A 12,601-nucleotide genomic window follows, 5' to 3' on the forward strand; every position below is an offset into this window, starting at 1 on the left:
ATAAACAATTAATTTTTGTCAGACGAAAATATTTTTAGCAAAAACTCCCTTAGTTTATCATCCTCTATATAAACTATTTGACCATATACTGCTCTAGTCAATAAAATATAATAAGCGTTTTTTACAAACTCGTCAATATTTTCTACCCCTTTTTTAGCAGCTGTATCAAAAGAATTATCTTTATTTACTTTTATACATTTATCTTCCTCATCTAAATAGATATCTTTGCCAATATAAATTGATGCGAAATCTATATCAAATCCATGAATATCATAAACATTTCCAACTTCTGTTGATTTATTTGCATAATTTCTAAACTTTTCTCCATCCATACTCCATTTTAATGAATCTCCATTGGAATTAATTTTTATGAATTCATAATCATTTGCTTTTTTTACAGGTTTGCAGTACCCGGCCAAACAAAGTGATTTCTTTTCAGGAAATCTAAATTGCTTCTCTGATACATATTTTACCCATTCCTCTATATTTGAGGCAATTCTAAAATAGTCTACTTCTCCTATTTTATTTTTATAATAATTTATGAATTTATCATCTAATTTTTTATGGTAGATACCTAATAATTCTTTAATAAAAGTAACAAATTCCTCTGCAAATTTTTCAGATTTACCATTTAAAATTCTTAGTTGCGCTTCCAATGTATATTCACAAATATTATCTTTATCTATTTCTGGTTCTTTTAATTGTTCTTTTTCTTTATTCTTATCTTTATCATTAAATATTTCTTTAATATCAATACCATCAACTTTTCTTAAACGTTGGGAGTCATCATAAGAAATTATTAGATGTGATTTAGTAAATTTCTTTTTGATAAAATGTAAAACGGAAGGGTATTTTAATCCCTTAATTTTTTCTTCAGTTGTGTACTCTTTTTCCTTTCCGATAATTTCATTTAATCTTTTTAGAATATCCGTATCATTTTTTGCTCCTGTGGGATAAACTAACCCTTCAATTAATCTAGTTGTTCGTTGTGCCTCATCAATAATAATATAATCGTACTCAGTATTAGTTTCTGATAATTGATTAAAAGTAACAATGTCAATGCAATTATCATCAGGTTTCAATCCGTAACTTGTTAAAATTTTTTTAAAACGATCTCTATGTGTATTTTTTACAAAAACTGCAATTTTGCTTTCTTTGTTTTTCAATTTTAAACGAGCAATAAGATGTAATAATAGTACAGTCTTCCCAGTTCCAGCCCCACCTTTAATAAGATGAATGTGCTTATCATTTGATTCTAAAATATTATTTAAAATAGAATTTTGATTTTTTGTAAGTTCAAAGAATGGACTTTCTGCAAACAAACTTGAAGTTACTCGCTTTAAATTTGGTTTATCATCAATTAATTTATTTTCCTGTAAAAATTTAAGAATATTATTGATTACATCTTTTTCAACAACTTCTCTTAATGCTTGATATTTTCCAGATTCATTACCTCTATCTTTGTTTGCAAGTAATTTTCCAACGTAATCACCATCTTTATTCATGTTTACAAAATTTAAAAAATTAAATTCTTCTATAAATGTTAAAATCAAAATTTTTTCGATATAATTTAAATTTTGAGATATATTCTCTCCATAAAAAGTTATATACTCACCATTTATAAATTCTTTAAAACGTTCATAATTTTCTTTTTTTAACTTTTCACTATGCTCTTTAGTTCTCCTACTCACATTAATAGTTTGACCTATATAATAATACCTTCTTCCATCACTTTGAATAGGGGATATATAAATATAAATCAAAGGAAAGTCAGATAGTGCTCTAAAATCTTCATCAGAAATATCAGGAATTATTTCTTTATCGAGCTTTGCATGAACATAATTAAATATGGGATTATTTTTTGGATATTCACCCCAGCGTGGAAATTTATTATTTTCTGTATTAGTCATTCGTTTTATCCTATCTAATCCAAGGCCTTCACTTCCAACATCATATCCCGAATCTGGGCGGCAAGTTCAAAATCAAGCACTTCGACGGCTTCTTGCATTTGTTTCTCCAGTTTCTTGACGAGTTCCTTGCGCTCTTGTTTGTTAAGACTATTGATATCGACTTCCTTGTCCTCTTCCTTGGCGACTGCCTTGGTCACAGCGATTAGGTCACGGATTTCTTTCTTGATTGTCTGAGGCACAATACCATGCTCTTCATTATAAGCCATCTGGATTTTCCGACGACGGGCTGTTTCATCGATAGCTTTTTGCATAGACTGGGTCATCGTGTCTGCATACAAGATGACATGCCCTTCACTATTGCGGGCAGCACGTCCAATGGTCTGGATGAGGCCACGTTCGTTACGAAGGAAGCCTTCCTTGTCAGCATCGAGAATGGCAACCAAACTCACTTCAGGAACGTCAATCCCTTCGCGGAGCAGGTTGATTCCGACCAAGACATCAAAGACACCCAAGCGTAGGTCACGGATAATCTCCGTTCGCTCCAAGGTTTTAATATCCGAGTGCATGTACTTGACCTTGATGCCCATTTCTTTGAAGTAGTCGGTTAAATCCTCTGCCATTTTCTTTGTCAAAGTGGTAATAAAGGTTCGTTCGTTCTTTTCAACACGGGCATTGATTTCACCTAGGAGGTCATCAATCTGTCCCATAGTCGGACGGACTTCCACCTCTGGATCCAAGAGTCCCGTTGGACGAATGATTTGTTCAATCACTGTCTCGGTCTGTTCATTTTCGTAGTCGCCTGGTGTTGCTGAAACGTAAACAATCTGATGCACATGACTCTCAAACTCCTCCCGACGGAGAGGTCGATTGTCCAAGGCGGACGGTAAACGGAAACCATAATTGACCAGCATTTCTTTACGCGAACGGTCTCCATTGTACATGCCCTTGATCTGCCCCATGGTCATGTGACTTTCATCAATCATGATCAAGAAATCATCTGGGAAGAAATCAAGAAGCGTATAAGGAGGCTCTCCTTCGCTACGACCATCCATGTGACGTGAGTAGTTTTCAACACCGTTGGTATAACCCATCTCACGTAACATCTCGATATCATACTCTGTCCGCTGTTTCAAACGCTGAGCTTCCAGCAGTTTGCCTTCTTTCTCAAAAACTGCTAACTGCTCCTCCAACTCCGCCTGAATCTTGGCAATCGCAACTTCCATATGGTCGTCATTGGTCACAAAGTGAGTGGCTGGGAAAATCGCCAGATGATCCACTTCTCCCAATACCTGACCTGTCAAAGCCTCTACTTCACGGATACGATCAATCTCATCCCCAAAGAACTCTACTCGAAAAGCGTGTTCATCTCGAGAGGCTGGGAAAATTTCCACAACATCCCCACGAACGCGAAATCTTCCTCGTTGGAAATCAATATCATTGCGTTCAAACTGGATATCGACTAAGTCATTCAAGAGTTTATCACGAGAAATCTCAAGACCTGGACGGAGACTAACAACACTATCAGAATATTCCTTTGGCGAACCCAAACCATAGATACAAGAGACAGAAGCCACAACGATGACATCATTACGCTCCAAAAGGGCTGAAGTCGCTGAGTGGCGAAGCTTATCAATCTCGTCATTGACGGAACTATCCTTCTCAATGTAGGTATCGCTCGAAGGGACATAGGCCTCTGGCTGGTAATAATCATAGTAAGATACGAAGTACTCAACTGCATTTTCTGGGAAAAATTCCTTAAATTCTCCATAGAGCTGACCAGCAAGAGTCTTGTTATGAGCAATGACCAGAGTTGGTTTATTGACTTTGGAAATGACCTGACTCATGGTATAGGTCTTCCCAGTACCAGTCGCCCCCATCAGAATTTGGGCTTTTTCTCCACCCTCGATATTATCAACCAACTGTTCGATGGCTTGGGGTTGATCTCCTGATGGTTGGTATTTTGATACTAACTTAAATGTATTATCTGTAATTCGATTTATCATGATTGCCTCATCTGCATTTTTCTATCCTTCTATTTTACCATAAATTCCACCAGATTCTTTATCTCTGAATTTATCAGGGTTATAAATCCATGTTATATCTTCTTACATATAAAACCTTAAAATTTGCCTTCTGAAATATTTTCTGTTATAATGGGAAAATATTCAGAAAGGAGACTTAAAATGAAGAAAAAAATCCTAGCATTTTTGCTAATTTTATTTCCCATTTTCTCACTAGGAGTAGTAAAAGCTGACACAGTTAAATCTAAGTATGTTATTGCAAGTGATTCATCTTTTGCTCCCTTTGTATTTCAAAATTCAAGCAACGAGTATACTGGTATTGATATGGACTTGATCAAGGCTATTGCCAAGGATCAAGGATTTGAGATTGAAATTACTAATCCTGGATTTGACGCAGCTATTAGCGCTGTTCAAGCAGGACAAGCAGATGGTATTATAGCTGGAATGTCTGTTACGGATGCTCGTAAAGCTACCTTTGACTTCTCAGATTCCTACTACACTGCTAATACCATTCTCGGTGTCAAAGAATCAAGCACTATCGCTTCTTATGAAGACCTCAAGGATAAGACCGTTGGTGTTAAAAATGGTACTGCTTCTCAAACATTCCTTACTGAGAACCAAAGCAAATACGGTTACAAGATTAAAACTTTTGCAGATGGTGCATCCATGTATGACAGCCTCAATACTGGAGCTATTGATGCCGTGATGGATGATGAGCCAGTTCTCAAATATTCTATCAGCCAAGGTCAAAAATTGAAAACGCCAATCGCTGGAACTCCAATCGGCGAAACAGCCTTTGCAGTCAAGAAAGGCAGCAATCCAGAGTTGATTCAGATGTTCAATAAAGGACTTGCCAACCTCAAAGCTAATGGAGAATTCCAAAAAATTCTCGACAAGTATCTAGCAAGTGGAGCAACAACTACTTCTACAAATACAGTTGACGAAACCACTATCTGGGGCTTGCTTCAAAACAACTACAAACAACTCCTTAGTGGGCTTGGAATCACTCTCGCTTTAGCACTTATCTCGTTTGCGATTGCGATCGTGATTGGAATTATCTTTGGTATGTTAAGCGTTAGTCCATACAAATCACTCCGAGTCATTTCAGAGATTTTTGTGGATGTCATTCGTGGTATTCCGTTGATGATTCTAGCAGCTTTCATCTTCTGGGGTATTCCAAACTTCATCGAGTCGATTACTGGTCAGCAAAGCCCTATCAACGACTTTGTAGCTGGTACCATTGCCCTTTCGCTCAATTCAGCTGCTTATATCGCTGAAATCGTTCGTGGTGGTATCCAAGCTGTTCCAGTTGGTCAAATGGAGGCCAGCCGCAGTCTTGGTATCTCTTATGGAAAAACCATGCGTAAGATTATCTTGCCGCAAGCAACTAAACTCATGCTTCCAAACTTTGTCAACCAGTTCGTTATCGCTCTTAAAGATACGACTATCGTGTCAGCTATCGGTCTGGTAGAACTTTTCCAAACTGGTAAGATCATCATTGCCCGTAACTACCAAAGTTTCAAGATGTATGCAATCCTTGCTATCTTCTATCTTATCATCATCACGCTTTTGACTAGACTAGCCAAAGGCTTAGAAAAGAGGATTCGTTAATGGCAAAATTAAAAATCGAAGTCAATGACTTACATAAACAATATGGAAAAAATAAGGTCCTAAAAGGAATTACAACTAAGTTCTATGAAGGGGACGTTGTCTGTATCATCGGTCCTTCAGGTTCTGGTAAATCAACCTTCCTTCGTAGCCTCAACCTGCTAGAAGAGGGAACGAGTGGCCATATCATGGTTAATGGCTACGACTTGACTGAAAAATCGACCAACGTCGACCATGTCCGTGAAAACATCGGAATGGTTTTCCAGCACTTCAACCTCTTCCCTCATATGTCCGTTTTAGATAACATCACTTTTGCTCCAGTTGAACACAAGTTGATGACCAAGGCTGAAGCTGAGAAATTGGGAATAGAGTTGCTGGAAAAAGTCGGTCTAGCTGATAAGGCACAAGCCAATCCAGATAGTCTCTCAGGTGGTCAAAAACAACGTGTGGCTATCGCGCGTGGACTAGCCATGAATCCTGACATCATGCTCTTTGACGAACCAACTTCCGCTCTCGACCCTGAGATGGTTGGAGATGTATTGAACGTTATGAAGGAATTGGCAGAGCAAGGTATGACCATGATCATCGTCACCCACGAGATGGGATTTGCTCGTCAGGTAGCTAACCGTGTTATTTTCACAGCTGATGGAGAATTTCTTGAAGATGGAACTCCAGACCAAATCTTTGATAACCCGCAACACCCTCGTCTAAAAGAGTTCTTGGACAAGGTCTTAAATGTATAAAACAAAACTGTAAGGTTCTCCTTACAGTTTTTTAATTGCGTATTGGATTTTTTGATTTTTTTGAAAATTATGATAAAATAAAGACTATGAAAATGAGGAAATCTCATCCCTAGTCCAACTAGGAAAAAATATAGAAATTAGGTAGCTAGATGTCATCAAAGGTTATTGTTACAATTTTCGGTGCGAGTGGAGATTTAGCTAAACGCAAACTCTACCCTTCCCTTTTCAGACTCTATAAATCAGGCAATCTCTCTGAACATTTTGCTGTTATCGGAACAGCTCGTAGACCTTGGAGTAAGGAATATTTTGAATCTGTTGTTGTCGAGTCCATCCTTGATTTGGCAGATAGTACCGAGCAAGCCCAAGAGTTTGCTAGCCACTTCTACTATCAAAGCCATGATGTGAATGATACGGAACATTACATTGCTTTGCGCCAATTACAAGCCGAACTCAATGAAAAATACCAAGCTGAACACAACAAGCTCTTCTTCTTGTCTATGGCACCTCAGTTCTTTGGAACTATTGCCAAGCACCTCAAATCTGAAAACATCGTTGACGGTAAAGGCTTTGAACGTTTGATTGTCGAGAAACCTTTCGGTACAGACTATGAAACAGCTAGCAAACTCAATGAAGATCTCCTTGCAGCCTTTGATGAGGAGCAAATCTACCGTATCGACCATTACCTAGGTAAAGAGATGATTCAGAGTATCTTTGCTGTTCGTTTTGCCAACATGATCTTTGAAAATGTTTGGAACCGTGAGCACATTGATAATGTCCAGATTACCTTTGCAGAGCGTCTAGGTGTTGAAGAACGTGGTGGCTACTATGATGAATCTGGTGCCCTTCGTGACATGGTTCAAAACCACACACTTCAGCTTTTGTCACTCCTTGCTATGGACAAGCCTGCAAGTTTTACAAAGGATGACATTCGCGCAGAGAAAATCAAGGTCTTCAAGAACCTTTACCACCCTACAGATGAGGAACTTAAAGAGCACTTCATCCGAGGTCAATATCGTTCTGGGAAAGTCGATGGCATGAAATACATTTCTTACCGCAGCGAACCAAATGTTAACCCAGAATCCATGACAGAAACCTTTGCTTCAGGTGCCTTCTTTGTTGAAAGTGACCGTTTCCGTGGTGTTCCATTCTTCTTCCGTACAGGTAAACGAATGACTGAAAAGGGAACGCATGTCAATATTGTCTTTAAGCAAATGGATTCAATTTTTGGAGAGCCTCTAGCACCAAATATTTTGACCATCTATATCCAACCAACAGAAGGTTTCTCTCTCAGCCTTAACGGTAAAGAAGTTGGAGAAGAGTTCAAACTAGCACATAATTCGCTTGACTACAGAACTGATGCTACAGCTACAGGTGCTTCACCAGATCCTTATGAAAAGCTAATCTACGATGTATTGAATAACGATTCAACTAACTTTAGCCACTGGGAAGAAGTTAGCGCTTCTTGGGAATTGATTGATCGTATCGAGAAGTTGTGGGCTGATAATGGCACTCCTCTTCATGATTATAAATCAGGTAGCATGGGACCACAAGCCAGCTTTGATTTACTTGAAAAATACGGTGCCAAATGGACATGGCAACCAGATCTATCGCAAGCTGACCGACAGTGAAAACCATTATTACCAATACGATATAGAAAACTAACTCGTCCGAGCCGAGATCAAAAAGCCCGCCGGCAACACCGAGATTTGGACCTACGCCTACGACCCGTTCGGACGAAGACTGAGTAAGGAAAGAAAAGACAAACTTGCCTGGAGGAGTTGACGAACATTTATATTCTAATCAAGGGCATAGAGGTCGCTGGGCCAATTTGGGGCGCGATAGGTTAATTGATAGGCGAGCAATGTTGCAACAACTTAAAAAATGCACAAGATACGGGTATATTATTATGTTTAGTTTGAAAACAGCAGTTAAAAATTTTTCTAATATTTATGGTCAAATTTCTCGTAAGGAGATCGATTTTGGGGAAATTATAATTGACGAAAAAATATTACAAGATAATGCGTCTATCATTAACTATTTTTTCAATTTGATAACATTAAATCCTCAAATTCATATAGGTCAGCCATTTAATTTAATTTTTGCATCATCTGAAAATCAAGAAGGCTTAGTAGGATGGCAAGAAGCCATAAACATAGAGAATTATCTCTATATAGCTAATCAAAATGACGAACCTATATTAATTTCAAAGGAAACCCTTGAAATCTTTTCTTTACGATTAGGGTCAAAAGAACCTAAAAAAATAGCTTCTTCTTTAGGAGATTTTATACAAACATTGTCTGAAATAATGGCATTGTCGGAAAAATTCTTTTCGAAAAATATTAATAATGATGATTATTTTATTCTAGAGGACGATGAATTTATTGCTGAACTTAATGTTTTTTTTTCAGTCAACTAAACTAAGTATTGAAGTAAAAAACTTCTATAATTTTTTCTTTGAATAATTGAGAATAACAGGCAAACCGTAACCTGCATAAATTTTCAATTTTATAGGTAGCAAGCTGTAGCCTGCACAAAATCTTCAATCCTGACGTAGGGTGTATGTGGCACGCACGCGGTTTCTGTTTTTCAGACGATCTCACTATCTTCTTTGAGGTCGTCTGAATCATTTGTTCTTTAACAATCTCATTAGCAGTTGACATAGAGGTCGTCTGAAAACGAACTTTCAGGCGACCTTCATCTTATTTCGTCAAAAATGTGCGCACGAAAGGGTTTTCATATCATACTGCTGCCTTTGAAATAGAATAAAAGGCGTATATAAAATCATGTAGGAAGGATGATTTCGGAAACCAAACGGCAGGGATTAATTTCTAGGAAATAGGCAACAAGATTTCGTAGAATTATTAGTAAATGTTCCTAATTTTATTAATGTAAATATATTGGAAAGGGTTAATATGAACTACTTGATTAAGCCATTTGAATCAATTGGTGATTTTGTATTTGGTACTTCTCTTGAGGAAATACAAGAAAAATATGGAAAACCAGCAAGAATGGTTGAAGATAATATTATGAATAATAAGGTGGAATATAGGAATGCTTGTGAGTTAGTTTATGAAAATGATAAATTGGTCTATGGATATTGCTTAAAAGATTCTAATCCCATATTAGGAGATGTTGATATATTTAAAAATTCAATCGAAGACCTTAAAGCCATCGATTCAGAATTTATCGAAGGAAAAAAATATATCCTTTTTAAGAATCTCGGAATTTGTATAGGAGGTATGACAGGGAAAAAAATTCCTGAAGGCAAGTTATTAATTGCGTTCGATAAAAATCACCTTGATTTTTTTGAATGTTTTATCGAGGTCTAATCGAACTGTAGCCAATGAAACTTCCAATTACGATGTAGAGTAAGCCACAGCCTACACAAAACCTTCAGTCCTGACGCAGGGAATGTGTGGTACGATGGTTTAAATTAGGAGGAAATAATGTTTATAGTTTGTGCATACTGTGGTAATAAGTCTGAATTAACTCAGAATGATAAAGATTTTGTTAATCAAATGATGAAAACAGGATTAAAAGTTGTTATGGTAGAGTGCCCTATATGCCATAACAGTACGGCTTATACCGAAGATTCTTATTTAAAATCAAAAATACCAGTAGAGAATTTTGTTTTTAGGTGTCCAACGCAACATTGTACTGGTTGGGTTGCGCATATTACTGGTGATAATGAGGATTTTTTTGGTTGTGGAGAATGCTCAAATATCTGGAATACAAAAGAAACTTTAGATAAAGATATTTCTAGAATTATCCAAAAATTTTCTTATAGGAAATCAGCCTATGTAAAGGAAAAAGGTGGCTGGGTAGGAGCACCTCAAAAAGAAGAGGATCCTAATTATGTAGATTTGGTTAAGCAGGAACCTTTTGAAATTTAAGTAAGAACGTAGTCTGTCTAGATATCTTTTCTGTAGGTCTGTGTGTTGGATGACTTTTAAAATGCAAGCTGTATTTGCATAACCATGGTCTACATAAAATTTTCAAATACATAGGTAGCAAGCCGTATCTTGGACAAAACATTTAGTCCTGACGCAGAGAATGTGTGGTACTCACGCATACGGTTTTGCTGTTTAGACGACCTCAATACTTTCTTGAGGTTTTCCAAAATATCAGTTCTTTAATAATCCGATTACCGTTCAACATCAAGGTCGTCTGAAACATTCGTCCTTTTAAAAATTTCTCATCCACAAACTGGGTAACTTGATCTACCGCCAGCTGCCCAATGTCAAAAACCAATATTACCAATGCGATTTAGAAAACCGACTCGTCCGCTAAATTAAAACCTACTACATGGACTCGCTATATTAAATCATCAAGGAAGTGTTAAAATGAAAAAGATAGAGCTAATAAAAAAATATATTAAAGTAAATGAAATAGGTAAAGCGCAGGATTTGATATTTAGAAGTATTAATGATTCGGATATTGATATTCAAGGAAGAACTGAGTTGATTGATTTATTTGTAAAATTAATTCCAGATAATCAATCTAGCTTAATTAAAGAAATGGAAGTTTTGCTTAGTGGAAAAGATCAAATACTTACATACTTTTTAAATAAAATAAAGGAACTTCCTAGTAGAGAAGATGTGCCTATTAATGTAGAGAATATAGAGTATGTTGAAAAAATCTTTCTAAATTTGGATTTAGAAAAAAATACTAAAGAACAGAAGGTTAAAAATTTACTTGATGAAAATTATTATGGTAGATTAAAAGATATGTATATGAGGAATATCAATAAAGTATACTTTTCATCGAGTGGTAGAGAAAAGATAAGTATAGCTATTGAAAAAATATTCACTTTATTGAGTAAAAGAATTGATAATTTAGATGCGGAAAATAATATTTATGTTTATTTTATGGATGAGGTAATGCGAGATATAGAATTACTTATAAAATACTATGCTTTTGATAAGGCTGATTATTTTATTGAATCAATAATCAAGTGTTATAAAGAAAATTATTTTCCTTATAAATGGGAGGGAAAATATCCAGATGGGAACATTAAATATCTAACTTAGAAATTAGTAATTCGTATCTCGTATAAAGCCTCCATTCCCAACGTAAACAAGCCGTAGCCCGTATGAAACCTCCAATACTGACGTATGGTGTGTGCGGTACACACGCGTTTTCTGTTTTTCAGACGACCACTGTAATGAAATAAAACTTAAATTAAATTTTAAATAATTGAGAAAATAAGATGGATATGCCAATTATTGTGAATGATAATGGAGATATTAGTTTGTTTGCCAATATCAAAGATGCAGAATTATATTTAGAACCAGACGATATCAAACAAAATTTCTATGAAATATTTAATAGAAATGGAGATTTATTAAAACCAATTATATTAAAAAATAGTAAAAAATTTCTTTTTGGTAACTTTATAAAGGAGAATATACAAATAACACCACATATTCCTAATATAAATGATAGAGAATATTTATTCAAGCTATTATTTAATTTTTGTAATAATATTAAACTTGAAGTTCCAAAGGAAATTAATCTAAATGATTTAATTGATAAATTGATCAAAGAAATTGGCTTTACTAAATAATCGTATACCGACGGCGAAGTGCAGAACTACTTCTACGATCTGCATGACCACCTGGTTAAAGCCGAAATCTTCAAAAAAGACGGCACGAAAGAGACTTGGGCCTACACCTACGACCCCTTGGAACAGATACATAACTGGACCAATGAAGAAGGCGAAAACCGCCAACAAACACACTGCTTCCACTGCGACCAAATCGGCATCCCAAGAGAGATGACCGACATCCATGGCAATTTAATATGGTACGGCGAATACACCGCCTGGGGCCGTCTGAAAAAGAATGAAAGGGTTTACAACGATGAGCATCAGCCGTTCAGACTGCAAAACCAATACTTCGATGAAGAGACCAGACTGCATTACAACTTCTTCAGGTATTATGAGCCTGATGCGGTTCGGTTTGTGAATCAGGTCCCGATTGGATTGATGGGTGGGGACAACCTTTATGAATTCTCATCAAATATAAATAGTTGGTTTGATTCTTTAGTATTAAAGAAATGGAACTTTTGATTTTTTATTAGACAGTATCATGATAAACGTGCCAATGAAATATTTGCTGCAGGAACAGAAGGAAGGAGATTAAAAGCAAATCCTAAAGAGAAATGTCCTAAAGAACAGCAAATTAGGGTATATTATAAACGTTATAGATGATCCATCTAAGGCCCCGGAGATGAAGACTTTACTAGAAAAAATGAGAAAAGGTAATATCCCGTGGGCTTTTGGTAGTAAAGCACTTATTTTAATAATTATAGGAATGTA

Annotated in this window: 11 protein-coding genes; 9 read left to right on the forward strand and 2 right to left on the reverse strand. The window is 36.2% G+C overall.

Annotated features, from left to right (window positions below):
- Nucleotides 1-8: 8 nt before the first annotated feature.
- The gene (locus tag ACUW6H_RS02540) at nucleotides 9-1,910 is read right to left on the reverse strand and encodes a DNA/RNA helicase domain-containing protein (protein ID WP_454360843.1); all 1,902 of its coding nucleotides are present in this window, start codon (nucleotides 1,908-1,910) and stop codon (nucleotides 9-11) included.
- Between the two features lie 14 nt (nucleotides 1,911-1,924).
- Nucleotides 1,925-3,913, reverse strand: a complete 1,989-nt coding sequence (gene uvrB / locus ACUW6H_RS02545; protein WP_454360845.1) for an excinuclease ABC subunit UvrB — start codon at nucleotides 3,911-3,913, stop codon at nucleotides 1,925-1,927.
- 180 nt (nucleotides 3,914-4,093) lie between these two features.
- Between uvrB and ACUW6H_RS02550 the strand changes: the two genes are divergently transcribed.
- The 9 genes from ACUW6H_RS02550 to ACUW6H_RS02590 all read left to right on the forward strand — a co-directional run bounded on the left by ACUW6H_RS02550 (nucleotide 4,094) and on the right by ACUW6H_RS02590 (nucleotide 12,352).
- Nucleotides 4,094-5,542 carry an amino acid ABC transporter substrate-binding protein/permease gene (locus ACUW6H_RS02550; protein ID WP_454360847.1) on the forward strand — a complete coding sequence of 483 codons (1,449 nt, stop codon included), beginning with the start codon at nucleotides 4,094-4,096 and terminating at the stop codon, nucleotides 5,540-5,542.
- Nucleotides 5,542-6,282, forward strand: a complete 741-nt coding sequence (locus tag ACUW6H_RS02555; RefSeq protein ID WP_454360849.1) for an amino acid ABC transporter ATP-binding protein — start codon at nucleotides 5,542-5,544, stop codon at nucleotides 6,280-6,282. Before ACUW6H_RS02550 ends, ACUW6H_RS02555 begins: the two co-directional genes overlap by 1 nt.
- Before the next feature lie 149 nt (nucleotides 6,283-6,431).
- The gene (zwf, locus tag ACUW6H_RS02560; RefSeq protein WP_454360851.1) at nucleotides 6,432-7,910 is read left to right on the forward strand and encodes a glucose-6-phosphate dehydrogenase; all 1,479 of its coding nucleotides are present in this window, start codon (nucleotides 6,432-6,434) and stop codon (nucleotides 7,908-7,910) included.
- Between the two features lie 137 nt (nucleotides 7,911-8,047).
- Nucleotides 8,048-8,698 (forward strand): hypothetical protein, encoded by a 651-nt coding sequence (locus tag ACUW6H_RS02565; protein ID WP_454360853.1) that lies wholly within the window; start codon nucleotides 8,048-8,050, stop codon nucleotides 8,696-8,698.
- Between the two features lie 496 nt (nucleotides 8,699-9,194).
- On the forward strand, nucleotides 9,195-9,611 hold the full coding sequence (locus tag ACUW6H_RS02570; RefSeq protein WP_444817144.1) for a CTP synthase: 417 nt from the start codon (nucleotides 9,195-9,197) through the stop codon (nucleotides 9,609-9,611).
- A gap of 117 nt (nucleotides 9,612-9,728) precedes the next feature.
- On the forward strand, nucleotides 9,729-10,175 hold the full coding sequence (locus ACUW6H_RS02575; RefSeq protein ID WP_444817143.1) for a hypothetical protein: 447 nt from the start codon (nucleotides 9,729-9,731) through the stop codon (nucleotides 10,173-10,175).
- Nucleotides 10,176-10,625: 450 nt separating this feature from the next.
- Nucleotides 10,626-11,312: a hypothetical protein gene (locus ACUW6H_RS02580; RefSeq protein ID WP_454360855.1), complete on the forward strand. Its 687-nt coding sequence runs from the start codon at nucleotides 10,626-10,628 to the stop codon at nucleotides 11,310-11,312.
- 179 nt (nucleotides 11,313-11,491) lie between these two features.
- Nucleotides 11,492-11,848 (forward strand): hypothetical protein, encoded by a 357-nt coding sequence (locus ACUW6H_RS02585; protein ID WP_033629686.1) that lies wholly within the window; start codon nucleotides 11,492-11,494, stop codon nucleotides 11,846-11,848.
- A gap of 18 nt (nucleotides 11,849-11,866) precedes the next feature.
- Nucleotides 11,867-12,352: an RHS repeat domain-containing protein gene (locus ACUW6H_RS02590; RefSeq protein WP_454360857.1), complete on the forward strand. Its 486-nt coding sequence runs from the start codon at nucleotides 11,867-11,869 to the stop codon at nucleotides 12,350-12,352.
- The last annotated feature ends 249 nt before the right edge of the window (nucleotides 12,353-12,601 follow it).

It is taken from the genome of Streptococcus sp. 151470009-6, from assembly GCF_053628175.1.

Bases quoted from the DNA above. Each gene is read 5' to 3' on its own strand.
- ACUW6H_RS02575 (WP_444817143.1), top strand. From the start codon at position 9,729: ATGTTTATAGTTTGTGCATACTGTGGTAATAAGTCTGAATTAACTCAG.
- ACUW6H_RS02585 (WP_033629686.1), top strand. From the start codon at position 11,492: ATGGATATGCCAATTATTGTGAATGATAATGGAGATATTAGTTTGTTT.
- uvrB (WP_454360845.1), bottom strand. From the start codon at position 3,913: ATGATAAATCGAATTACAGATAATACATTTAAGTTAGTATCAAAATAC.
- ACUW6H_RS02555 (WP_454360849.1), top strand. From the start codon at position 5,542: ATGGCAAAATTAAAAATCGAAGTCAATGACTTACATAAACAATATGGA.
- zwf (WP_454360851.1), top strand. From the start codon at position 6,432: ATGTCATCAAAGGTTATTGTTACAATTTTCGGTGCGAGTGGAGATTTA.
- ACUW6H_RS02540 (WP_454360843.1), bottom strand. From the start codon at position 1,910: ATGACTAATACAGAAAATAATAAATTTCCACGCTGGGGTGAATATCCA.
- ACUW6H_RS02570 (WP_444817144.1), top strand. From the start codon at position 9,195: ATGAACTACTTGATTAAGCCATTTGAATCAATTGGTGATTTTGTATTT.
- ACUW6H_RS02550 (WP_454360847.1), top strand. From the start codon at position 4,094: ATGAAGAAAAAAATCCTAGCATTTTTGCTAATTTTATTTCCCATTTTC.
- ACUW6H_RS02580 (WP_454360855.1), top strand. From the start codon at position 10,626: ATGAAAAAGATAGAGCTAATAAAAAAATATATTAAAGTAAATGAAATA.